Origin of the sequence: Desulfitobacterium nosdiversum, from assembly GCF_049860565.1 — a bacterium.
GTDB classification, from domain to species: Bacteria; Bacillota; Desulfitobacteriia; order Desulfitobacteriales; family Desulfitobacteriaceae; genus Desulfitobacterium_A; species Desulfitobacterium_A nosdiversum.
On record NZ_CP172056.1, the window covers coordinates 2,447,968 to 2,469,993 of the forward strand.

29 protein-coding genes are annotated in these 22,026 nt (G+C 36.9%); 26 read left to right on the top strand and 3 right to left on the bottom strand.

What is annotated here, in order from left to right:
* The first annotated feature begins 85 nt into the window (after window positions 1-85).
* The 14 genes from ACHOLT_RS11900 to ACHOLT_RS11965 all read left to right on the top strand — a co-directional run bounded on the left by ACHOLT_RS11900 (window position 86) and on the right by ACHOLT_RS11965 (window position 8,468).
* The gene (locus ACHOLT_RS11900; protein WP_425800884.1) at window positions 86-433 is read left to right on the top strand and encodes an SHOCT domain-containing protein; all 348 of its coding nucleotides are present in this window, start codon (window positions 86-88) and stop codon (window positions 431-433) included.
* 137 nt (window positions 434-570) lie between these two features.
* Entirely contained in the window at window positions 571-702 is a 132-nt protein-coding gene (locus ACHOLT_RS11905) for a hypothetical protein (protein ID WP_425800886.1), read from the top strand.
* A gap of 80 nt (window positions 703-782) precedes the next feature.
* Window positions 783-1,358, top strand: coding sequence for a hypothetical protein (locus tag ACHOLT_RS11910; RefSeq protein WP_425800888.1), 576 nt, complete (start codon window positions 783-785; stop codon window positions 1,356-1,358).
* A 288-nt stretch (window positions 1,359-1,646) separates the two neighbouring features.
* Window positions 1,647-2,186, top strand: a complete 540-nt coding sequence (locus tag ACHOLT_RS11915; protein WP_425800890.1) for a hypothetical protein — start codon at window positions 1,647-1,649, stop codon at window positions 2,184-2,186.
* A 244-nt stretch (window positions 2,187-2,430) separates the two neighbouring features.
* Window positions 2,431-2,850, top strand: a complete 420-nt coding sequence (locus ACHOLT_RS11920) for a hypothetical protein (RefSeq protein WP_425800892.1) — start codon at window positions 2,431-2,433, stop codon at window positions 2,848-2,850.
* 91 nt (window positions 2,851-2,941) lie between these two features.
* Entirely contained in the window at window positions 2,942-3,121 is a 180-nt protein-coding gene (locus ACHOLT_RS11925) for a hypothetical protein (RefSeq protein ID WP_425800894.1), read from the top strand.
* A gap of 82 nt (window positions 3,122-3,203) precedes the next feature.
* Entirely contained in the window at window positions 3,204-3,404 is a 201-nt protein-coding gene (locus tag ACHOLT_RS11930) for a hypothetical protein (protein ID WP_425800896.1), read from the top strand.
* Entirely contained in the window at window positions 3,376-4,797 is a 1,422-nt protein-coding gene (locus ACHOLT_RS11935) for a hypothetical protein (RefSeq protein WP_425800898.1), read from the top strand. Before ACHOLT_RS11930 ends, ACHOLT_RS11935 begins: the two co-directional genes overlap by 29 nt.
* A gap of 13 nt (window positions 4,798-4,810) precedes the next feature.
* Window positions 4,811-5,635: an EFR1 family ferrodoxin gene (locus tag ACHOLT_RS11940; RefSeq protein WP_425800899.1), complete on the top strand. Its 825-nt coding sequence runs from the start codon at window positions 4,811-4,813 to the stop codon at window positions 5,633-5,635.
* A 32-nt stretch (window positions 5,636-5,667) separates the two neighbouring features.
* On the top strand, window positions 5,668-6,102 hold the full coding sequence (locus ACHOLT_RS11945) for a GNAT family N-acetyltransferase (RefSeq protein WP_425800901.1): 435 nt from the start codon (window positions 5,668-5,670) through the stop codon (window positions 6,100-6,102).
* 97 nt (window positions 6,103-6,199) lie between these two features.
* The gene (locus ACHOLT_RS11950; RefSeq protein ID WP_425800903.1) at window positions 6,200-6,973 is read left to right on the top strand and encodes a hypothetical protein; all 774 of its coding nucleotides are present in this window, start codon (window positions 6,200-6,202) and stop codon (window positions 6,971-6,973) included.
* 38 nt (window positions 6,974-7,011) lie between these two features.
* Window positions 7,012-7,497 carry a GNAT family N-acetyltransferase gene (locus ACHOLT_RS11955; RefSeq protein ID WP_425800905.1) on the top strand — a complete coding sequence of 162 codons (486 nt, stop codon included), beginning with the start codon at window positions 7,012-7,014 and terminating at the stop codon, window positions 7,495-7,497.
* 119 nt (window positions 7,498-7,616) lie between these two features.
* The gene (locus ACHOLT_RS11960; protein ID WP_425800907.1) at window positions 7,617-8,021 is read left to right on the top strand and encodes a DUF3795 domain-containing protein; all 405 of its coding nucleotides are present in this window, start codon (window positions 7,617-7,619) and stop codon (window positions 8,019-8,021) included.
* 33 nt (window positions 8,022-8,054) lie between these two features.
* On the top strand, window positions 8,055-8,468 hold the full coding sequence (locus ACHOLT_RS11965; RefSeq protein ID WP_425800909.1) for a GNAT family N-acetyltransferase: 414 nt from the start codon (window positions 8,055-8,057) through the stop codon (window positions 8,466-8,468).
* Window positions 8,469-8,483: 15 nt separating this feature from the next.
* Here the strand turns inward: ACHOLT_RS11965 and ACHOLT_RS11970 are convergent, their stop codons facing one another.
* Both ACHOLT_RS11970 and ACHOLT_RS11975 read right to left on the bottom strand, forming a co-directional pair.
* Window positions 8,484-8,795 carry a hypothetical protein gene (locus ACHOLT_RS11970; RefSeq protein ID WP_425800911.1) on the bottom strand — a complete coding sequence of 104 codons (312 nt, stop codon included), beginning with the start codon at window positions 8,793-8,795 and terminating at the stop codon, window positions 8,484-8,486.
* On the bottom strand, window positions 8,779-9,018 hold the full coding sequence (locus ACHOLT_RS11975) for a helix-turn-helix transcriptional regulator (RefSeq protein ID WP_425800913.1): 240 nt from the start codon (window positions 9,016-9,018) through the stop codon (window positions 8,779-8,781). Before ACHOLT_RS11975 ends, ACHOLT_RS11970 begins: the two co-directional genes overlap by 17 nt.
* A 212-nt stretch (window positions 9,019-9,230) precedes the next feature.
* Here ACHOLT_RS11975 and ACHOLT_RS11980 point away from each other — a divergent pair, with 212 nt between their 5' ends.
* The 3 genes from ACHOLT_RS11980 (at window position 9,231) to ACHOLT_RS11990 (ending at window position 11,863) form a co-directional block, all read left to right on the top strand.
* Window positions 9,231-10,325, top strand: a complete 1,095-nt coding sequence (locus ACHOLT_RS11980) for a hypothetical protein (RefSeq protein WP_425800915.1) — start codon at window positions 9,231-9,233, stop codon at window positions 10,323-10,325.
* Between the two features lie 81 nt (window positions 10,326-10,406).
* Window positions 10,407-11,183 (top strand): carbon-nitrogen hydrolase family protein, encoded by a 777-nt coding sequence (locus ACHOLT_RS11985; RefSeq protein WP_425800917.1) that lies wholly within the window; start codon window positions 10,407-10,409, stop codon window positions 11,181-11,183.
* A 41-nt stretch (window positions 11,184-11,224) separates the two neighbouring features.
* The gene (locus ACHOLT_RS11990) at window positions 11,225-11,863 is read left to right on the top strand and encodes a methyltransferase type 11 (protein WP_425800919.1); all 639 of its coding nucleotides are present in this window, start codon (window positions 11,225-11,227) and stop codon (window positions 11,861-11,863) included.
* 80 nt (window positions 11,864-11,943) lie between these two features.
* Here ACHOLT_RS11990 and ACHOLT_RS11995 read toward each other — a convergent pair whose 3' ends face one another.
* Window positions 11,944-12,276 carry a LysM peptidoglycan-binding domain-containing protein gene (locus ACHOLT_RS11995; protein WP_425800921.1) on the bottom strand — a complete coding sequence of 111 codons (333 nt, stop codon included), beginning with the start codon at window positions 12,274-12,276 and terminating at the stop codon, window positions 11,944-11,946.
* A gap of 80 nt (window positions 12,277-12,356) precedes the next feature.
* On the opposite strand from ACHOLT_RS11995, the gene ACHOLT_RS12000 reads away from it, so the two are divergent.
* The 9 genes from ACHOLT_RS12000 to ACHOLT_RS12040 all read left to right on the top strand — a co-directional run bounded on the left by ACHOLT_RS12000 (window position 12,357) and on the right by ACHOLT_RS12040 (window position 21,937).
* Window positions 12,357-12,860, top strand: coding sequence for a GNAT family N-acetyltransferase (locus tag ACHOLT_RS12000; RefSeq protein WP_425800923.1), 504 nt, complete (start codon window positions 12,357-12,359; stop codon window positions 12,858-12,860).
* Window positions 12,841-13,491: a class I SAM-dependent methyltransferase gene (locus tag ACHOLT_RS12005; protein WP_425800925.1), complete on the top strand. Its 651-nt coding sequence runs from the start codon at window positions 12,841-12,843 to the stop codon at window positions 13,489-13,491. Before ACHOLT_RS12000 ends, ACHOLT_RS12005 begins: the two co-directional genes overlap by 20 nt.
* 77 nt (window positions 13,492-13,568) lie before the next feature.
* Entirely contained in the window at window positions 13,569-14,687 is a 1,119-nt protein-coding gene (locus ACHOLT_RS12010) for a glycoside hydrolase family 113 (protein ID WP_425800927.1), read from the top strand.
* A gap of 128 nt (window positions 14,688-14,815) precedes the next feature.
* Window positions 14,816-16,168: a YeiH family protein gene (locus ACHOLT_RS12015; protein ID WP_425800929.1), complete on the top strand. Its 1,353-nt coding sequence runs from the start codon at window positions 14,816-14,818 to the stop codon at window positions 16,166-16,168.
* Window positions 16,169-16,234: 66 nt separating this feature from the next.
* Window positions 16,235-16,603, top strand: coding sequence for a hypothetical protein (locus ACHOLT_RS12020; protein WP_425800931.1), 369 nt, complete (start codon window positions 16,235-16,237; stop codon window positions 16,601-16,603).
* Window positions 16,604-16,935: 332 nt separating this feature from the next.
* Window positions 16,936-18,291: a YeiH family protein gene (locus tag ACHOLT_RS12025; RefSeq protein ID WP_425800933.1), complete on the top strand. Its 1,356-nt coding sequence runs from the start codon at window positions 16,936-16,938 to the stop codon at window positions 18,289-18,291.
* A gap of 123 nt (window positions 18,292-18,414) precedes the next feature.
* Entirely contained in the window at window positions 18,415-20,559 is a 2,145-nt protein-coding gene (locus ACHOLT_RS12030) for a molybdopterin-dependent oxidoreductase (RefSeq protein WP_425800935.1), read from the top strand.
* A 16-nt stretch (window positions 20,560-20,575) separates the two neighbouring features.
* Window positions 20,576-21,295 carry a 4Fe-4S dicluster domain-containing protein gene (locus ACHOLT_RS12035; protein ID WP_425800937.1) on the top strand — a complete coding sequence of 240 codons (720 nt, stop codon included), beginning with the start codon at window positions 20,576-20,578 and terminating at the stop codon, window positions 21,293-21,295.
* Window positions 21,296-21,937 carry a formate dehydrogenase subunit gamma gene (locus tag ACHOLT_RS12040; protein WP_425800939.1) on the top strand — a complete coding sequence of 214 codons (642 nt, stop codon included), beginning with the start codon at window positions 21,296-21,298 and terminating at the stop codon, window positions 21,935-21,937. It abuts the gene before it with no gap.
* Window positions 21,938-22,026: the final 89 nt, after the last annotated feature.

The window sequence follows — 22,026 nt, forward strand, 5'->3', positions numbered from 1 at the left end:
TATGGAGCGTCGGTGACTCAAAACATTATATAATAAACGGCGCAAATACTGGCTGTTCCAGGCTGAAGTTTAAGGAGGCAGTATTGTGGGGAGAGTTCGAGTTAAACCAAGTAAATCTCAATCCTTTGTTGGCATGATTGCTGGTGGTGTTTTCGCCATCATTGGTTTTAGCGTTTTTTGGAGAGCTGGGTTATTTGGTGTCATTTGGACTTTAATGGCCTTAGCTATTACTGGATTGCATGCATATAATTACTTTAGTAATAAAGGGATTGCTTCTTGGGAGATAGATGTAGAAGCTAATAGCCAACTAACAAGCGAAAAAGATGATTTTGAGTTTAGACTTAGAAAGCTTAATAGGCTTAAAGAAGATGGATTAATTACAGAAACAGAGTTTGAGAAGAAACGCGCGGAAATAATAAAATCTAGATGGTAGATGTTTACATAAAACTGAAGTCTTGAAAAGCTGAGAAGATTGCAAATGACCATTAAATTGCCAGGGGGCTAAAGAATTAGAAATATTTGATATTTATCATATTCATAATTTTCTTTATTATTGCTATGGTTGATTTTATGAGAAAGACAATTCGGCAAAGAGCGGATCAGATAGCTCAAATGGATCGTTTCATTTACAGGAGGGTCAAGACCACGCATAATGCATTCTGGAGAATTCGGAATAACGGTTACAAAGGAACATTGGGGTAAAGGTGTCGAATCTTAATGCGAAACGTTAGAATCTAGACTGCTTCATAAAATGAGATGAGTTTGGAGGAGGTTAAGGTTCGATGGAAAGTCGAAAAAGACTGTTACCCCCCTTTATTGGTATTATTACGGTTATCATACTTTCTTCAGCCTTTTATAACAATGACAATGCTAATAGTACAAACTACTTAAGAATAATAGATAAGGTATTTAGCGAAAATAGCAAATACATTAGAGGAGCGGTTGTTCTATGGGGAAAAGGTGATGTCCCGATGATAAATCAGCTATATACAAACTATCCGATTGACAGTGCTTCATGTACATTTGCAAGCAAAAACGGTAAGCTTGCTGAAAAATATTATCTTATTATGGATGTTATAGGAGAGATTCCAAAGTTAGATAAAGTCGAATTGAGGAATTTAAATATTGAGGATTATTACGAACTTGGAGCTAACATTGAATGGGAGAATAAGAACAATTCTAAGAGCATTCAAAAGTACTATAGCGTTCGGGTATTTGTGGATAGAAATAATAATATATATCTCCCAGAAATATATCCTTATCATGATAACAACACGAATTATAGAATTGAAGGAAATCGATTCTTGATGTTTCTTGCCAATGATAAAACTAAAGGATTACTGGAGAAAATTTTTTAAAATAATAATTTAAGTGGGGAGCTATATGATATTATCGGTTATTATTTGGGACAAAGGAAATCGCAATAAAAAAAGATAGTAATAACTAGAATCATTAATATTTGAGTAATATGTTTCGGAAGATTTTTAATCATAGGTTAAAAATAACAGATTTTCTTAAGGATACCAAATATTTAGCCGATAAAATAATTGTAATAATCGGGATATTTCAAAAGAGAGCGAATAAGCCCCTTGACATTCTGTCAATATATTATAACCCTCGAAGTTCTATGAAAAGGAGGAGGAAGAATGAATAAACGAGAGGTTGCAAGCTTAGCTTGCAAGATTCTTGGTATCTACTTGATTATTCAAGGTATTAATGTAATGGCCAATATACTTTCTACTTCAATCGCAACGCCGAACCTAATAACTCATGAGACTATACTTAATATTATTTTTTCATACATTTTTCTTATTATCTTCGGAGCTTTACTCTGGTTCCTTTCAGGGAAGTTGTCTCTGCTTATGGTTAAAGACGAGTCTCCTTTTGACGAGGGTTTTAGTTTAAAGGCTAATGATATACAGGGAATAGTGTTCGCAGCTATTGGCTTAGTTTTAATAGGAAATTCCTTACCCAAATTTGCAACAAATCTGATAAGTTTATACATAACACGTGGAGAGCCGAATATGGCATTAAAATTACTCCCAGGAACAGTCGGAGCGGTCACTCAAATTCTCATAGGAATTGGTATTTTTTTAGGATCACATGGGCTGGTGAAGCTGTTAAACATACTTAGAAATGATGAATTACGGAGGGGCGAAGAAGAATCCCCTGAAGAAGATAAATAAACTCTAAGTGAAAATATTATGATACAAAAGAGAAAATATTATGAGTACTGGAAGCTTTAAATTGGTTAGAAAGAGAAGAAGCATACCTCGATTATCATGGGCAATTGCGATATTACCTCAGCGGTGGGGGGAAAAAGTAATGTTGGGGTAATAAGTACATATGTCCGTTAAAAGAAGAATATTAAACGCTATTCAATATCGATATTATTGAACGATATAAAGATTTTTAGAAAGGGGAGTAAGTATGAAAAAATATGTCGGCTATATAATACATGCTGCTTTGTTCGTTTTTCTGTTATATTTGGGGTCTCACCTTAATCAAAACCTCCGCATAGCAACAGGAAGAACATTTCGTCCAATTCCAATGATCGTTTTTTATAGCATTTTTCCGATTGTCATTGGAATCTACTTGGCGATACCAAATTTTATTATCAATATCCGAAGACCGGGTTTGTGGAAAGTTGAATGGGCTAAATTTGCTATTTTGGGGACTGTGAGTTTATTTCTCGCTTTAACTCCTATCTTATATTTTTTTACACCTATTGGACAGCATGTACCGTGGTTGATAGTATGGCTTTTTAACTTTAATCAAGGTTATACAATTGCAGGTATCTTATTTGGTTACTTACTTTTATCCGTACCCGAAAAAATAAGCTCAAATTAAGAGCATGGATTACTCTTCCATTATCTTCTTAGATAATGGAATTATTTTCAAGGCCATTCAAGGGAAACGATTGCTTTAAGGAGGGGCTCAATTGGGGGTTGCGTTTACATTAGTATTAATTTGGCTTGCTTCAATTTTGGCGATGTTATGGTTATGGAAAGATGCTTCAGAAAAAAGAGGAGGTCATATTGGGTGTCTTTGGGTACTCATTGTTTTTGCTTTAGGACCCATTGGCTTTATCGCATATTTAATCGTTCGCAATTATGATTAAATAAATTTGAAGATTATTGGCTCTGGAATATCTCAAGGATAAAGAAGAATCTTACCTGAGAGTTCAGGGGGAGATCTGAGTAATGAAAAAGAAGTATTTAGTTATAGTACTAATGTTTGTAGTTTTCTTATTACTAGGAGCTGGAGTAATTGTCTATAAAGGATTTAAACTCGTTCCAGAAATGTTTAGGTTAAATGACCATTTGAAATCTGAAGGTTATTATATGTCTGAATTTGAGTGGAAGATGCTTGGTAATGCCTATTACCTTGACAAAGGTCAGTAGTATTACCGCTTTTAGTAAGCTTGAAGATTTACATAAACAATACTTATCAAAGCAAGACTTAATTAAGATACCTCAATTTAGCGATAAGAAAGAGGAATTAGATTTTTACTTGAATTTGCAAAATCCGAGAACTGGTGCATTTATGGATGAAAACTACCCGTATTTTACCTATCTTGCTCCTACCTTAAATATGATTGAACACCTAGAGATATTGTCTAAAGAGGTAGGCCAACCTCTTAAACTTAAGTATCCGCTTAAATTTTTGGATCAAATTAATTCACCGGAAAGCCTTAATTCATATTTAGACGATTTATCTTCAGTAGGCAAACTTGCTTCTAAGTTTAAAGCACCTTATATAGCAGGGATTGGAGAGTTGGTCTATTATGAGGAATTCGAACGTAATGGATTATACTCTTTTTCACCTGAGTGGAAACAGGCTCTTTTAAAGTGGCTTGATCAACATCAGGATAATAAAACAGGGTATTGGGGACCCCAACTAAGGGGAAATGGACAACTCTTAAATTCAGGCGATCTAGGGTGTACTTTTCGCATCGTTAAAATGTTCATTGACGAAAAAGGCAAAAATCTTAACCCAGAATTCCCATTACGGTATAAAGAACAATTATTTGAAACAACGTTAAAGAAACTATCTGTACCAATGCCTCAAGATGCAGACTCTGATGAAATGCACGATTGGTCGATTACAAGATCGCAAGGCATTGAACTGTTGGCTGAACTATGGAGTAGTGCTGCGACAGAACAAAGAGCCTCTGCCAAACGAATGATGGAAGACTTGGTTATGAATCGGTTTGAACAGTTTTATGTAAGCGCTCAAGGCGGCTTTAGTCTCTATCCCGGTTCTAAAGAGGCTGATTTGGATGGATCACAGACAGCACTGAATTTATTGGATAAAGTAGGTATTTTGTCACCAGAAAGGAAGAGAGAATTTTGGGAAGCTGATTTTAGAAATATCTCAGACTTTGGCATACGAAAGGTATCAGACTTAAATGAAAGTGATTTTTCGTTCTTAGAAAACTGGACTGGAATTAATTCGATTCGCTTTTATGCCTCTGCTCCTCCTGCAGATAATTATGAATCTGGCATTCTCGGATTATTATATCCAAGACAAACACAAATTCTTGATGTCAGTGACTTATGTAATAACGTGAATCGATATCTTAATCATACTAAGCAAACGTACGGGATGTGGGCTTCTAAAAATGAGATTGATCAACAAATCAGATCTTTATATGTTAAGCCTGTTTCCATCTTAGATAAGCAAACTTATCTTGGCTTTGCTAATGATTTGTTAAAAAAGAATAATAAATTATTCCTGATAGGCTTTGATGCTCTTGGTATACCCAAATATCGAGTTGAGTTCAGCGCGGAATAGAGGCGTACTATTTATGGAAATTAAGTCTGCAGAAATCATCTTGTTTTCGCCAACCGGTGGAACGAGAAAGGTAATATCATCATTCGTAAGAGGAATGAAATTAGACAATTTCCAAATAGTTAATTTAGCCGAAGGGTTAAAACCATTTAAATTATCGATAACATCAGATATTGTAATCATTGGCTTACCTGTTTATGGAAAACGAATACCTCAATTTTTATATCCGTTTCTGACAAATATTGATGGCAATAATAAGCCGGTGGTGTTAATTACTCTATATGGAAATATTAGCCCCGGATGGGCAATCGATGAACTCTATGCTATAACCCGAAAGATAAATTTGAAGGTTGTTGCTTGGGGGAGATTTATTGGTGAACACTCCTTTAGCACACCAATACTTCCGGTTGCCGAGGGAAGACCCAATGAGGACGATCTAGATGAAGCCCAAAAGTTTGGAAAATTGACCAGAGAAAAATTAATGGCAGCTGATACAATCGAGAATGTTGAGCTTAAGTTATTAAAACCAATAATAGTCGGGTATATAATTTCTTTAATAAATAAGATAGTCCCTCAAAAAAGCGGAAATGTTTTCACAAAGCTTCCAAGTGTAAATATGAAATTATGCCAGAATTGCGGTATTTGTGTTCGAAGCTGTCCGAAGCAGGCTATTGATAGTAATGATCTTCACATTCAGAGAGATCTCTGTATTCGCTGTTTTAGTTGTGTTAAAAAGTGTCCGAGTAAGGCCAGAGAAATTAAATATAAGAAAAAGATCCTTGTGACATGGTTTTTTAATAGGTGGGGGAATAATCTGAAGAAGCCTGAATACTTTTTGTGATTAAAAATGAGAAGAACAAGGAGGATAATTAGGTGGAAGTTAAAGTGAGAAATTGCAAAATCACTGACTTTGATATGGTATTTTCTTTATTTCATCAACTTTGGCCTGGAAAAGAATTAGATAAAAATAAACTTATGGATGTACTTTCATTTGGCCTTCGCTCAAGTGAATACGAATATCTGTGTGCCGTGCTGCATGGGAAAGTTGTAGGATTCTGCGCATTAGCAGTCGTCCATAGTTTTTGGCAAGAAGGATGTATAGCTTACGTTATTGCTATGGTTGTTGACCAAGAAGTAAGAGGCTGCGGGATAGGTACCGCACTAATGGATAAGGCAGCTGATCTTTCACGGTTAAAAGGCTGTAAAAAACTTGAATTAGACTCTGCATTTCATCGTGAAGGGGCACATCTGTTTTATGAAACAATTGGTTTTAGTAAAAGGGCATTTCTATTTTCGAAAGATCTTTAAAGATGAGGAAATTGATCGTTAACATAAAATTATACTTAGCGAAATATAGGTTTGGTCATTGCTGTTTGGCGGGGCGATTATGGGGGAGGGGATTTAGTTGTCTGTTAAAAAGGTGCTGCTTTCTTTTATATTAGGATTGCTGCTGCTTTCCATTATCGGCTGCGGACATAATGTCGGCTTTTCTTTGATCAACTTAAAAATAAATGACATCGAAAAAGCTGATGTGTCCTCTCCAAAAAACCAATGGACAGAATCATTAACTGATGATGAAGTTTTATCTCTGGTTAAGTTATTAAACAATGTAAATAAAAATGAGATTAAGGAGTACAATGGTCCAACTATCAAGGGCGGCCCAACAAGCATCATAATATTCTTGAAATTAAACAAGACATTGAATTTAACCTTAAATGGAGATGGCTATATTTACGGGGAGAACAACAAAGCTTATCAGGTACATCAACCGGAATTCAGAGATTTTGTGGATCAACTGCATTCCCAATCATCAATAACGGAAACTACGAAATACGTTGATGTTTACGATGTCATTAAAGAAGCATTCTTAACGGACAAGGGATTTAGCGACGACTTGTCTAAACATATGATGAAAGAAGTCTTTGACAAAACTAATATATACAAGGCCTATCCAGTTAATTCTCCCGAATATACGAAGCCATTTAAAGTGGATTTTACGCTTAGGGAATTATCTCAGGAAAAGAAAGAGGATCAGGTTCAGGTAAATATGATTTATTCGGTAGCAATCACTGACTCTACAGCTAAAACTGTTGGAGGTTCTCAGAACGTACATGTTACTTTCACAGTTAAAATGAATGATAAAGGATGGGCAATTACAGGTAAGGAAGAACAGGCTTAATTATTAGATGGATTTTAAAGTGTTGAGAGGTGCTGCAAATGGATATTATGATTAGTCGTGCTAAAGATAAAGAAAGTGAAACATTAACAACAATTTCATTTGCTGCAAAACGATATTGGAATTATCCCGAAGAGTATTTCGATGTCTGGAAGGATGAACTGACAATTACCCCGGATTATATAAATCATAATGAAGTTTATGTTGCAAAATTCGACGAGAAGATAGTTGGATTTATTTCAATGGTTGAAGTAAAAAACGATTTTAAGGTCGGGGGATTGTGGCTGAGAAAGGGCTTCTGGTTGGATCATATTTTTGTCCATCCAACATTTATCGGGAAGAGAGTAGGCTCTAAACTTGTGCTTTTTGCTAAGGAATTGTGTGGAAAAAAGAATATAAGATATCTAGATATTCTTTCAGATCCAAATGCAAGAGGATTTTATGACAGAATAGGTGCACAGTTTATCAGGGAAGTTCCGTCAAATATTGAGGGGAGAACTGTATCCTTATACACGTTAGCAATATGAGCTTGATACTATCCTTTTATATTTTACGGAAAACGCCCTAATATATGGTACAATATAGAAAACAATTCCATTATCTATTTAGGATAATGGAATTGTATTTTAATAGGAGGAGAAATAAAATGCGGAAGATTGCCTCGTGCGGGAATGATTGTTTGGCCTGTTTAAGATATATTGCAACACAAAGCAATGATACTTCTAAGCTTAATGAGGTTGCAGAATTATGGAATAGAGTCGGTTGGCGAGATAAAGTTGTATCTCCGGAAGAAATCAAATGCTACGGATGTTCTTCTGCAAACATTTGCAGATATGAAATTCAAAAGTGTACATCAGAGAAGAAAATTGACAATTGCGGTAACTGCAACGATTATCCATGTAATCTTTCAACCAGATCTTTTGAACAAACGAAAAAATATGCCGAGAGTATTAAAGCGATATGTACGGAAGAAGAGTATCAGCAATTTACGGCAGCTTTCTTTTCTAAAAAGAAAAACCTTGATGAGGTAAGAAATAACCGGCGGAAATAAAACGAACTGGGAACGTTATATGGGGGTTATAAGATGAAGTGGAAATTTGGAGAATATACCTTTGATACTGATAAATCAATTATCCCGATCGATCGTGTTAAGGAGTTTCTGTCTAAGAGCTATTGGGCTGCAGACAGAACAGTAGAACAAATTGAAAAATCGGTTGAGGGATCTTTTTGTTACGGAGTTTATCATGGCAAAGAGTTAGTTGGTTTTGCCCGGGTTGTTTCTGACTACGCGACGATGTTTTATGTATGCGATGTATATATCCATGAAAGCCATAGGAAAAATGGACTTGGCAAAAAGCTTATCAAGTGTATTTTAGAAACTGAAGAATTTAAAAATATTAAGGGTATTTTAGCGACAAATGACGCACACGGTTTGTATGAAAGGTTTGGCTTTAAACGGGTGAATTCAAGATATATGGCAAGAACACCTCAAATTTAAACCAGTGCACGTTTTTCAGAATGATAACCTATTAGAAACAAAAATGATAACCGTTGCAACTATTATTGAAATAATTAGTACGAGAATAGATGCTCTAACCCAATTTTTGGTTAATATTTTGAAATTTAGTTGATAGACAGTAGTAACAAGTCCGCAGAGGATAACGATTCCGAGCAAATCCCAACTTGCCTCTTTAAGAAAAAACGATCTAGCCATTGTATCTATTAGTAATGCATACATTGCTATTTTGTATCCCATTGAATAACTAGCGTGTTCGACTGCAATAGTTCTTTCGTCTTTTTCAACAAGATCATTCTTTTCGATCACGGTTTAATTCCTCCTCATCAAAGAAAAACAATTCTTCAAACTGTTTTCCAAGGGTTTTTGCTATTACTAAGGCTAACTTAGCTGAAGGACAATATTGTCCCGTTTCGATAGTGCTGATAGTCTGGCGAGTAACTCCGACGAGGACAGCAAGTTCAGCCTGAGATAAATTGCGCTCTGCCCTAGCCACTTTCAATCGATTTTTGAGAATTAAACGGTCATCCAAAAATTACCCTCCTCTCAGGGAATAGTTTATCATTTGAACAAAATATTTGTCAAGCAAACTAGACAAAATGTCTTGAAAACGTTGCAGAAATGTTTGGATTGTATTATTGTTTATCAAGTTTATCAAGAGACATCTAGTGCGTAGGAAGTTGCTAGAAGGAAGTTGCTAATGGATACTTACGGGGCTAACACTAAGTAGAATGAGGTGATAATGTGAAATTCATTGTAATTTTTGTGGCTTTAGTAAGTTTATTGGTTACCGGATGTAATCCATCAAATTCTCCGAGTACATTTCTAAATGAGAAAAACAATACGATTGAGTTCACAATTGAAGGTTTCTCCTCAGCTATTGATAAAGACACGTTATTAATACAAAGCCAGAATAGGTTACAAGTCATAGACCTTACAACAAAGCAGGTCGTTAAGGAGATACCTTCTTCCGTTACTATGGGTTTCGCTATATCAGGGGACATTGTTGTCTGGTCTGATCTTAGAAACGAAAACAGAAGTCTCAGAGACCTAGGTGATATCGAAAAGGCTAACGCAGATATCTTTATGTATAATCTTAAGACCGGAGAACAAAAGCAGATATCAACTGATCCATCGGCCCAGCTATACCCGAAAATCTGGCAGAATTATGTTATCTGGCAAGATAATCGAAACGATACCACAAAGGATTATCCAGGTAAGTGGAGTCTTTATTTATACGATATAAATACGGGGAAAGAACAGGTTGTAACGTCAACTTTAGCAGCCCATAGTACATATAATATTCATGATTTTCGAATAGTATGGGAAGATGACAGAAACAACAAAGCTACGAACATAGTTCGTGGAGGAGATAATCTTCCTGAAAATAACAAAGATATTTTTTGCCTAGATATTAAAGACGAGAAGGAATTTCCTATTGCTACGGGTCCTCTTATGGAGAGCAAGCCAGACGTATACGGCGATTATGTTGTATGGGAGGACAGAAATAACGGTTCTTATAATGCAGATATAGTTCTCTATGATATTAGTAGAAAAGAGACAACTAATATTACCAAAGATAAATTTGACCAAGCTGATCCCAAAATTTTTGGGGATAATTTAGTCTGGATGGATGAGCGAAGAGGAACTTCGACCAATGATGTCTTTATAAATGGGCAACCACCAAACTCTGATATCTTCATGTATAACTTGAAAACAAAGACTACAAGGTCGCTTACTGGCGATGGACCTCAAATTTTGCCTGTTATTTCAGCAAACTGGGTGGTCTATACTCTATCAAGACAAGTAGCCCCTTGTATTCAGGTGGTAAAGTATTAAAGAAATTCACAAAGATCACTTTGGACAATAGAAACTCCTTCCACTGATAAAATCTAAAGTATAAAACGGGGAGAGTTTGAGATGATAATTAGTTCTTTACAAATGAATATCATAAAAAATAATAAGGATAAAAATCTGTTAAAAGTTGAAGAGCTTATTGGCAACAATAAAGTTGATTTAGTTGTTTTACCGGAATTGTTTTCCACAGGTTATTTTTATGATACTAGCAGTCAACTATGGGAGATAGCAGAAGAAATCCCTAATGGAATAACCACTCAAAAATTAATTTCAATTGCTGGTAAGGCAGGGTGTCATTTAGTAGGTACAATTGTAGAAAAGGATAATGACCGACTTTTTATTACTTCAGAAATAATAGGACCTTCAGGATATATTGGCAAGCATAGAAAGAGACATCTTACAGATGATGAAGTAGCACTTTATTCATGCGGGGAAAGTTCAGACGTATATGAGATAAATGGTTGTAAAATCGGTATTGTCACATGCTTCGAGGGATGGTTTCCAGAAATTACACGAGAATTAATTCTAAAGGGAGCACAAGTTATTTGCCATTCAGCGTTAATAACCAGTGAGAGAACCTTTGATATAATGAGGATCCGTGCAATAGAAAATAAGGTATACGTGATAATATCTAATGGTATAAATACGGAGACATACAAAAATAGGTCAATTACTTTTAAAGGTGATAGTCGGATAATTGACTACATAGGAAATATTTTAGTTAATGCTGGCCAAGAAGAAAAAATCATTTTAGCAGAAATACATGAAAACGAAACGCTAATAAAAAATTTAGATGATTGTCATGATTTAATTTCTGAAATAAAAAAACACAACTATTAAATTTATATAATTTTAGCTATTGTTTAATAAAAGGAGTGTTTATGGATAATCCATGGGAGAAAATCGACTTGAACATATATGAGACACATATGGCATCGAATAATGTGTTTCAATTACAAACTTTAAATAGCATTACCAAAGGGCAGATAAATGACTATATCCATACAAGGGTTTTAATTTTAGGTATTGCCGGTGGAAATGGACTTGAACATATTGATCTTTCTAATACTGAAAAGATTATTGGAATAGACATCAACAGCCATTATCTTAATATCTGTAAGAAAAGGTATCCGCAATTAAGTAATATTTTAGAATTAGCCTGCTGTGATCTAAATAATAGCGATATTGTACTGCCTTATTCAGATATAATGATTTGCAATTTGATAATTGAATATATCGGAATGAACAAATTTATTGATTTAGTAAGAAATAATCAGGAAAACGTTAATATAATCACTATTGTAATTCAGAAGAATAACAGTAATGATTTTGTAAGTAATTCAAAGTTTACATCTTCCTTAGGACTACTAGGAACGATACATCATGATATTGATGAGGAAATTCTGCTAATTCAATTCATTAAGATTGGCTTCAAGTGTATCAATAAAACATCCTATCCACTTCCCAATGGAAAAGAGTTTATAAGAATGGATTTTAATAAGAAACAAAATGCGGTGTGATTTTACGCCGCATTTTTGTTTATCATTTACTTTTTATAACAAGGGTTTGCAACAATGGGGTAGAATGTTTTAAGTAATAGCTATTTTAATGATGCGGTTACAACCAATTGTTGACCAGGATAAATTATAAACGGCTTAACCAGGTAGTTAAATTGAATAAGGTTTTTTATGGATGTACCATATCTTCTAGCAATTCCATATAAGGTATCACCAAATTTTACAGTATAAATGATTGCTTCTGGGGGTGATAAAGGGATTATAATCTTTTGCCCAGGAAAAATGCGGTTCGGATTAGAAATAGAATTGAATTTAAGTATATTTGCTATGGTAGAATTATATTTATGGGCGATAGTATAGAGGCTGTCTCCTGGTACAACAGTATAAGCTAACGTACCAAAATATGCAGTTGGCATTATAATCACGCCCCTAATCGTGTTTTTTCTATATTATTAGAGGGAGATTAAAGGTGTGAATAGAGTTAGGAGAATCTTAAATGAAGATTACAAAAGCTTCTGAAAATCAAATAGATGCAATTTTAAGTTTGTGTAAGGAATGTTCTCAAAATATGCTGAACAATTCTCTTGATCAGTGGGATGAGGTTTATCCAAATAGAGAAATTTTTTTAAACGATATAAAAAATGATTCTCTGTTTATTGCTAACTATGATAACTCAAAAGAAATTATAGGTTGTGTCGTTTTAAATGAATATCAAGATCCGGAATATGGAGATATCGAGTGGAAACATGATGGAGAAAATATTGCGGTAATTCATCGACTAATGGTTCATCCAAAGTATGAGGGGAGAGGGATTGCAAAAAGTTTAGTAGGGTTTGCTGAGGAGCTAGCCCAAAAAGGACAATATGATAGTGTTCGATTAGATGTTTTCCAAAAGAATCAAAGAGCAGTGAATTTCTATCATAAATTAGGATATACAGTATCAGGTAAAGTTACTTTTAGAAAAGGGAAATTTTGGTGTTGTGAAAAATCAATTGGATAAGACACAGCAGACGATTGAAACGTATAACAAGCATGCAGGTTCTTATGAGAATAAGTTCATGGATTTTGCAAGTTACACTAAAAGAATGAAAGCCTTTTATGAACTCCTTGCACCGGGATCAGCCATTCTTGATGTAGGGTGCGGACCAGGAAATGTTGTCAAAAAGTTAGTTGATTCAGGTAAAGAATTTAAAATTTTAGGGATAGATCTCTCAAAGGAAATGATCAATCTTGCGCGAGCAAATGTAATATCTCCAGGTGTCGAGTTTATTGTTGGGGATATTAGGGACATGGGGTTAGAAGATAACAGCTTTGATGCTGTTATAATGTCTTTTTGCCTGCCCCATCTAACAAATGGTGAAGCTGAAAAACTGATTGAAGACATAAGCAGGGGTTTGCGTCAGGGCGGCCTATTATATTTAAGCTGCATGGAAGGTACAAAATCAGGATTTGAGACAACCAGTTTTAGCTCGGATGATTGTATATTCTTTAATTATTATTCTGAAGAATATATTCGGAAGGTTTTATGCAAGAACGGTTTAAGAGTTACAGACCTCCATCGCGATGTTTACCCTGAAAAGGATGGAAGTCAAACGATTGATATGTTCTTTTTTGCAGAGAAGAAATCCTAAACACATGATGGATTCAGCCCTAATAATCGAGGAGATTATGTAGAGACATAAAGAATAAACTACGGGGGACTTTAGGGATGTTCAAAGGGCTTTCAACCCATGTGAAACGAAATAAATTCAAATACATCACCTTAGTGATACTGATTATTGCGGCAATTCTCGTGAAGGAAGTCCTTATAGATATTGTTTATGTTGATAAGCAATATGAAAAAAATAGAATTATCACTCCATGGGGTGATAAAATTAAATCGGGGAATCTTTCCGTCGATTACACTTTTGATCAAGCTTTGATAGATATTGAAGCGCTTGGCCTGAACACTGTAAATGTACCTGTGCAGATAGATATTCCTTCGTTAAATTCGAATACTGCGGTAATAAATGTTGATAGCAAAAAGAAAGCAATTCAGCTTATCAAGAAACTAAGGTATAAGGGAATTAATGTGATTCTAGAACCTTATCCTTATATTAAAAATGGGGAACTTTATGAAACCCAATTAAATCCCGATGATAAAGATGTTTGGTTTCAGAATTGGAAGGGAGGAGTGCTTTTACCGATCATCCATGATATTGCTAAGCCATATAAAGTTTATGCCCTATGCATAGGATCTAATTTTGATCAGTTTGAAAAAGAATATAATTACTGGACTGATGTTAGTGAGTTTGTACGGAAAAACTATCAGGGACGGATAACCTACAAAACGAACTGGTGGTATACCGCAGCGTGGGATACCTCAAAAAACGGACAACATGATACTTATACAACAAAATTGAACAATCCGGTCCTTCAAAATGTCGATTTTATTTCTGTTGCAGCATACTTTGAGCTCACTGATAAAGAAACAAATACTGTGGAAAATCTAGTTAATTCAATACACAGCACACAAATATTCGACAGGCATCAAAATATTTTTGAAGAACTAAAAAACTTATCATCTAAATGGAACAAGCCCGTGTTTTTCGGCGAACTCGGTTTTCCAAAACGAAATAAAGCGACGGTTCATCCCTGGAATCCAGAGCCCTCCAACATATTTAATGAGCAAGAACAGGCAAACGGTTTTCAAGCCTATAAAGAAGTTTTCGAGAAAGAAAGTTGGAATTTAGGTTTTTCAGTTTTCGCAATAGGGAAGAAGGATGAGCTAAAAAATTATTATCCTTGCGACCAAAGCATTAAGGTAATAAATAGTTGGTATAAATAAAGGGAGCTCTAAAGGTTAAAACAGGAATAGTGATTTTCAATGTGAATAAAATTGCAAAGACTTACAACTCTTGTTAATATTAGTTGTATAAGAATAAATGGGTGGAATGAAAAGGAGAGGGTAAGCCAGTGGCCTATATATCCACCGAAAAAAAATCAACTGTTCCTTCGGGAGGAAAACTTAATCTCGGGAAACAGGATGATTATTGGGCGATGTGGGTTGGCCTAACGATCATCTTATTAGCTATCGTATTTTGGAGTACTGGATATAACTTTATGAATTGGATCGTTATCAAGATCCCCAGTTATAATGATTATAGCAATCCTCTCAATTATCTCAGCAGTCATAAAAGTGCTCTCTTTTCACTGTATTTATTTTTCCTGACGTTATTCTTAATCGCTATTAAGGCCTTAACAGGGGAAGTCAAACGTTTTTTGGTTGGATTTACGTTTCTTTTTGGTCTGAGTATCGTTGTTTGGGTTCTTGGCTCATGGGATGTCATGAAAACGTATAATATTGAAACACCTTTAATTGCGTTGATAGTAGGGTTATTGATCAGCAACATTTCAATAATTCCGTATTGGCTTAGTACCGCTCTTCAGACCCAATTTTACGTTAAGCTTGGAATTGTATTGATGGGGGCTTCTTTTCCGGTGACTTTAATTATTCAAGCAGGGTCAACCGCTTTCGCCCAGGCTACTATTGTTTCCATTGCGACATTTCTCACAATCTATTGGACAGCAACTCGCGTTTTTTCACTCGATAAACGTTTTGCGGCGACATTAGCAGCAGGTGGTTCGATTTGCGGAGTTTCTGCTTCAATTGCAATTGGCAGTGCGGTAAAGGCAGAAAAGCAGCATGTTTCGATCGCGATTTCACTCGTTATACTTTGGTCTATTCTTATGATATTCATTTTACCCTTTGCGATGAGGACCTTAAATATTTTACCCGGACCAGCAGGGGCTTGGATTGGTACATCGGAATTTGCTGATGCCCCTGGAATGGCAGCTGCCGCAGCTATAAGCGAGCAGGCGATCAAAACATTTACGCTTATGAAAGTTGTCGGCCGCGACATGTTTATCGGAATTTGGTGTTTTATCATGGCGTTAGTTTCGATAACGAGATGGGACAAACGATTTTTCAGCAGTAAACCGGATGCACGCGATATTTGGACTCGTTTTCCAAAGTTTGTTATAGGATTTATAATTGCCTCGATTATTATAACCATTCTTACGCCTCCGTCATTTGGAGAAAATACACAAGCGATAACAAAAAACGTTATCCTTCCGATAAGTGAGTTGAGAAATTGGGCCTTTATTTTTACTTTCCTTTCGATTGGTCTATCAAGCCGTTTTAAGGATCTTACTTCTGGCGGATGGAGGCCGTTCGCTGCTTTAACCGCGGGAGTGTTGGTTAATATCCCCTTGGGATATTTATTGTCGGTGATAATAATGGGGAATTATTGGACAACGATTAAATAAGCTTTTCTTATGCAAGATTTGCTAAGATGAAAATAATAATAATTTTAAGATAAGGAGATAGAGAAAATGAATAAGGACAATGAAACGTGTGTTCAGAGAGCGCGGTTTTTCTTCTATTTTTTTGAAAAAAAAGAGTGGGCTCCGGGGGAAAAGCCACCGCTTCAGGATATTTTAAAGGTTAAAAAGGTAGCGCCTGAGGCTGTTCGGAATTTGAATACGTTCTTAACGACAAGATTAGATCGGATTGCCGCTATGATGGAATTACTTATAGAAGCCCACGATGATTGGGCGATTACCGGCAAAAAAGATCATATTCTTATGGAGACTGAAACGTTTGATTTTAATAAAGCCATTAATGTTTTAAAGGAAAACGGTTTTGATGACAGCGAATTTATTCTAAAAGTTGAATATACCCGTTTATGGGGCGTTTTATAAATCCACGATTTCAAACTCTCTGCAGGCTTTCTGCTGAGAGTTTTTTTTATGGATTTAAAATTAAGACAATTTGGCACGACAATATGACATTTTTGACAAATTGTCATACTTACATGGATGTGATAATGATCGCGAGTTCAAAGCCTGAACCCGCATTATTAAGGCTAATATAACAATTTGTTTAGATTGGCATAATTATTGCTTATGTATTTATATGAGATCCTGATTAACGTTACGTACATAAAAGAACTATCACAAGTGAGGCGATGCTGATGACTTAAATAAAATGGCAATTCAATCAGTACTTATCAAAAAATCGGGGAGGTTATTTTATGGCGCAAGTTGAAGTGAAAAAACCGACGTCTCCATCTGGAGGCTGGTCAGATCTCTTGAAAAAAGAGGATTATTGGGCAGTCTGGATCGGATTAGGCATTACGTTTATTGCCATGCTTTTTTGGGCGTCAGGCAGCAGTTTTATAAAATCTATTGCTATTGCAATCCCAACTTGGAGTGATTTTGGAGTAGCCTCAAAATATCTTAATGCCAACTTTGGAAATATTATCTTTATGTTTTTAGGGTTTATGCTCCTGTTTTTGATTGCTATTAAAATACTTGGGTATGATGTAAAGAAGTTCATAATTGGATTTATCGTACTTTTTGCAATAAGTCTGATTGTTTCTGTATTGGGATCCTGGACCGTTATGAAAAAGTACAATTTGGAAGCCCCGTTGCTCGCACTTGCTTTTGGGCTAATTATTGGTAACGTTGTCAGAATTCCCAAATGGCTTGACGCAGCACTGAGAACGGAATTCTATGTAAAGACAGGGATTGTTTTGCTTGGCGCTACTCTCCCGTTTACTCTTATTCTGCAATCTGGACCGGTTGCTTTTTTACAAGCGACTGTAATTGCCACATCCACCTTTTTGACTATCTACTGGGCAGGTACTCGGATATTTAAACTCGATAAACGATTTGCAACCACTTTGGCTGCCGGCGGCTCCATCTGCGGAGTTTCCGCCTCAATTGCTATTGGAGGTTCTGTTAAAGCGGAGAAACAACATGTTTCGGTAGCGATTTCTCTGGTTGTGGTCTGGGCTATTGTTATGATTTTCTTCTTGCCTATGTTCATTAAGTTCATGGGTATTCCCGTTGGGCCTGCAGGTGCCTGGATCGGAACTTCGGAATTTGCAGATGCTGCAGGAATGGCAGCCGCCGCAGCCCTTGGAGAGCAATCCATTAAAACCTTTACGCTTATGAAAGTTGTTGGCCGTGATATGTTTGTAGGGGTTTGGTGCTTTATCATGGCTATGATTTCTGTTACAAAATGGGAAAAAAGAGAAGATGGAACAAAACCGAATGCAGGTGAAATTTGGGGACGTTTCCCTAAGTTCGTTCTCGGATTCTTTGTCGCATCGATCATCGTTACTATTCTCGTTGCAAGTGTCGGTACAGCAACCGAAGCGGCGAAGAGTGTTAATACCCTGATTATTAATCCAATTAAAGAGTTAAGAACTTGGGCATTTATCTTCACTTTCCTTTCCATTGGCATGACAACTCGTTTTAAAGAATTAACCTCGGTTGGGTGGAAACCTTTTGCAGCCTTTACAACTGGAGTATTGGTTAATGTTCCTCTCGGATATATCTTATCAGTAATAGTTATGGGAAATTATTGGAGCCTGGTTAAATAAAAGGGATAAATTAATAAATAACAACAGATGTAAATAGGGTCATTGTCGGTAGACAATGACCCCCTCAATAATCAAAATTGTGAAAAAGATATCATTCTTTAACTTTCGAAAGGGGAGCTAACCATGGGAATAAAGACAGGTTCAATGGCCCTGTCTCGCCGACAATTTTTAAAATGGTCTGCTGGTACCACGATTGCAGCCGCAGTTAGTCCTTCCTTGCCAAAGCTATTGTCAGCAGAAGAAGCAGCTAAGGTTAATAATGTGGAATGGAAAAAAAGTGTCTGCAGTTTATGCAGTGGTGCTTGTGGTCTAAAAGTAGCAGTAGCTGAAGGGAAAATCATTGGCGTCTATGGTGATAAACAAAACCCTTATAATAAAGGGGGAATATGTCCTAAACCCATAGAAATGGTTCAAATGGTCTACAGTGAAAATCGGATACTATCTCCCATGAAGAAGACTTCAGAAGGTAATTTCCAAAATATATCTTGGGATGAAGCCCTTCAAATTATTGCAGATCATCATAAACAAAATAAAGGAAAAATTCTCGGGTTTAACGCTAAACCTGGCGGACATGCATCAAGCAATGCATGGGAGTTTTTTGCACAAACCAATGGTATCATCGCTCAGGGAACTGATCCGATCTGCAAAACACCTGAAAAAGTTATTCGTACAGCACAATTAGGAAACCCAGATCAAACCAATCCTGCCTTTGATCTTGCTAAGGCCAAACTCGTGTTGTTTGTTGGTTCAAATATTGCGGAAATCAAAGCAGGTCAAGCCAATTGGATTCTAGAATGCCGTCGCAACGGAGGTAAAGTAATCACTATTGATACTCGCTTGACAAAGACTGCCCGCATTTCAGATCAATTCATTATGATAAACCCAGGGACAGATGCTTTCCTTGGATATTCACTTTTAAACTACGTTATTGCTAATAAGCTCTATGATCAAGATTTTGTAAATAACTATTCTTCCGGTTTTGATAAGCTTAGTGAAGAGGCTTCCAAATACAGTTTAGAAGAGGCAGAAAAAGTTACGGGTATATCTAAGGCCATTATTGAACAGCTGGCTAAAGATATTGCTTCATTAAAACCAGGAATATTTTGGGGCGGCCGTGGAATTGTCATGACGACAAACAGTGCCGCAGCTATTTATTCCTTTGAATCCTTGTTCTATATCATGGGAAATATCGGTAAGGCCGGTGGAGGAATTCTATCTCATGAGCAAAGCTATGGCAAGCCTTCAAACTATATTCCCAAAGAATTAGAGGTTGCCCCTCAGAAAAAGTGGAAGCATCAGGAAATCATTTCGGCAATGGAAAAAGACGAAATTACAATGGTTTATTCCATGGGTAATCCTGCGGTTACATGGCCGAACTCTAAGAAAATGCGAGACTGCTTAGAGAAGGTATTTCTTGTTTCTTATACTCTCGTCATGGATGATACTGCAGCTTTAGCTGATGTCGTCTTGCCGGCTGCGCATTGGTACGAAGAAGCGGGTGCTCAAAAAGGAATTAATCGGACAATCCAGTGGCGAGAACAAGTCATTAAACCGCTAGGTCAAGCTAAATCCGGGTATGAGTTATGGCCTATGCTTGCCCGAACTCTCGGACAGAACGAAGTGCTCTCTTATTATCCTAAAGACCCTGAGCAGTGTTGGGAAGAAATTGATCGGAAGTATAACGCCAAAAACTGTGGGGGTATGTCAATTGAGCGCTTAAGAAATACGCCTGGCGGTGTATTCTGGCCTTGCCCCGATGAAAATGAGCCTAAACCGAGAAAATGGAGCAAACTGGAGTTTGGAACAGAGGATAAGAAAATTAATTTTGCCTCGAAAACGTTGAAGGAACCTGTTCCGAAGTATGTTTCTCTTGAAAAAGCTCCTGGAAATTCTTCGGATACAGCGAAAGAGTATCCGCTCTACTTAAATACGTCTAAAGTCGCTTCACATTATCATACCCAAAATTCCCATTTCAGCTGGGCCCAAGAAGTCGAAACGCCGTACTTAGAGATCCACCCTGCAACCGCCCAAACCCTAGGAATAAAAGATGGAGATCAGGTTAATGTGGAGACGAAACTTGGAAAAGTAACCCTTCCGTCCAAACTTACGCTGGGTATTCATGAGAAAGTGGTTAACACACAACCTTACTTTGGTCTTCATTCCTTGTACAAACTGGAACCCGTAAATTCACTTTTTCCCAATGTAATTGATCCAGTAAGTCAGGGGTTTCCTCAGAAAAATATTCAGTGTAAGGTGAGTAAGGCTTAAACAAGGAGGGTAAAAAATGCCTAAGTATGGGATACTCGTGGATATTAGCCGATGTCTTGGATGTAAATCATGTGCTTTAGCCTGTAAAGCTGAAAATAAACTGCGGGAAGGAGTTTATTGGCTTAGATTAGAAGATGAAGTATTAAGTACAAGTCAAGGGGTACAGAGATATGTCTTTCCAATGGCGTGTTTACATTGCGGAAATCCTTCCTGCGCCAGGGTATGTCCTGTAGGGGCAATTTCAAAAGAAGAGGACGGAACAGTCCAACGAAATCCGGAAAAGTGCGTAGGCTGCAAATTCTGTATTAGTGCTTGTCCTTTTGGTCAATCCCGTTTTGATGAAAAGGCCCAGAAAGCAGAGAAGTGCAATTTATGCAAAGATCGTCAGGCCAAAGGGGAGGCTCCTGCGTGTGCAGTCAATTGTCCAACCCAAGCCCGTTTGGCAATTTCTCCGGATAAATTGATGGACGAGGCCGAAAAGCGATTAAAAGAGATTAAGAAATTAGGACTGGACTATCGCCTTTATTCAGGTGAACCAGTAGGGGGAACTCAGGTAGTTTATCTTTTGCCAAATGGAATCGATCTTAAAGATAGTCCACAAGGGAAAGAAATTTCGAGTACTATAGGCATATGGCAGAATATGGTCAAACCCGTTGCCAAAGTGGGTCTGGGTGGAGTCGTTGGAGCAGTTGCAGTTGCCGGGATAATTAATAACTGGAAACGGGAGGAAAAGTAAATGGGAAAACGTGTCCAGCGCTTTAATAAAACGGAACGGTATGCCCACTGGGCCAATGCATTCTTTTTTGGACTTCTCTTCTTCAGTGGAATGCTTCTTTTCTTCGGCGGAATTGCTTCTGCCGTTGGACCAAATGGCGTTGCTTTTTCAAAGCTTGTCCATAGAATAGCAGCTATTCCCTTTATTTTAATCGTTCCTGTTGCTATGCTTTTGGGAACACCGCAAACCACAAAACTATGGGTTAAAGACGTACTGACCTGGAGCAAGGATGATCGAATCTGGTTAAGTCGCTTTGCCCAAGAATTTTTTGGTAAGCATATCGATTTGCCTCCCCAGGGAAGATTGAATGCAGGCGAGAAAATTAATACACTCTTAGGAGTTGTCGGGTGTGGATTGTTATGTATTAGCGGTCTGATCATGTGGCAAAGCAGTTATTTTGCACCCTCACTTATACTGGTCGCTTATGCGGTTCATGACTTGGCTGCGGCAACGGTTGGAGCAGCAATTATTGGACATTCCTATTTAGGAGTATTTCAACCGGGTTATAAGGATGCCCTTGAAGGAATGATGAGTGGGACCGTCTCAGAAACGTTTGCTAAGGGACACCATGCAAAATGGTATGCTCAAGAATGTGAGAAGTAATTAGTAGGGTAAAGTTTATTGAATAAAAGGGAGGTCATTGTCTACTGTGAAAAATCAATAGCCGATGGCCTCTTTATCTAGTCGTGCAA

Coding starts and splice junctions, on each gene's coding strand:
- ACHOLT_RS11920 (WP_425800892.1), top strand. CDS start 2,431: ATGAAAAAATATGTCGGCTATATAATACATGCTGCTTTGTTCGTTTTT.
- ACHOLT_RS11905 (WP_425800886.1), top strand. CDS start 571: ATGAGAAAGACAATTCGGCAAAGAGCGGATCAGATAGCTCAAATGGAT.
- ACHOLT_RS12010 (WP_425800927.1), top strand. CDS start 13,569: ATGTTCAAAGGGCTTTCAACCCATGTGAAACGAAATAAATTCAAATAC.
- ACHOLT_RS12020 (WP_425800931.1), top strand. CDS start 16,235: ATGAATAAGGACAATGAAACGTGTGTTCAGAGAGCGCGGTTTTTCTTC.
- ACHOLT_RS11930 (WP_425800896.1), top strand. CDS start 3,204: ATGAAAAAGAAGTATTTAGTTATAGTACTAATGTTTGTAGTTTTCTTA.
- ACHOLT_RS11955 (WP_425800905.1), top strand. CDS start 7,012: ATGGATATTATGATTAGTCGTGCTAAAGATAAAGAAAGTGAAACATTA.
- ACHOLT_RS11910 (WP_425800888.1), top strand. CDS start 783: ATGGAAAGTCGAAAAAGACTGTTACCCCCCTTTATTGGTATTATTACG.
- ACHOLT_RS11940 (WP_425800899.1), top strand. CDS start 4,811: ATGGAAATTAAGTCTGCAGAAATCATCTTGTTTTCGCCAACCGGTGGA.
- ACHOLT_RS11960 (WP_425800907.1), top strand. CDS start 7,617: ATGCGGAAGATTGCCTCGTGCGGGAATGATTGTTTGGCCTGTTTAAGA.
- ACHOLT_RS11935 (WP_425800898.1), top strand. CDS start 3,376: ATGCCTATTACCTTGACAAAGGTCAGTAGTATTACCGCTTTTAGTAAG.
- ACHOLT_RS12025 (WP_425800933.1), top strand. CDS start 16,936: ATGGCGCAAGTTGAAGTGAAAAAACCGACGTCTCCATCTGGAGGCTGG.
- ACHOLT_RS12030 (WP_425800935.1), top strand. CDS start 18,415: ATGGGAATAAAGACAGGTTCAATGGCCCTGTCTCGCCGACAATTTTTA.
- ACHOLT_RS11965 (WP_425800909.1), top strand. CDS start 8,055: ATGAAGTGGAAATTTGGAGAATATACCTTTGATACTGATAAATCAATT.
- ACHOLT_RS12040 (WP_425800939.1), top strand. CDS start 21,296: ATGGGAAAACGTGTCCAGCGCTTTAATAAAACGGAACGGTATGCCCAC.
- ACHOLT_RS12000 (WP_425800923.1), top strand. CDS start 12,357: ATGAAGATTACAAAAGCTTCTGAAAATCAAATAGATGCAATTTTAAGT.
- ACHOLT_RS11915 (WP_425800890.1), top strand. CDS start 1,647: ATGAATAAACGAGAGGTTGCAAGCTTAGCTTGCAAGATTCTTGGTATC.
- ACHOLT_RS12035 (WP_425800937.1), top strand. CDS start 20,576: ATGCCTAAGTATGGGATACTCGTGGATATTAGCCGATGTCTTGGATGT.
- ACHOLT_RS11990 (WP_425800919.1), top strand. CDS start 11,225: ATGGATAATCCATGGGAGAAAATCGACTTGAACATATATGAGACACAT.
- ACHOLT_RS11985 (WP_425800917.1), top strand. CDS start 10,407: ATGATAATTAGTTCTTTACAAATGAATATCATAAAAAATAATAAGGAT.
- ACHOLT_RS11995 (WP_425800921.1), bottom strand. CDS start 12,276: ATGCCAACTGCATATTTTGGTACGTTAGCTTATACTGTTGTACCAGGA.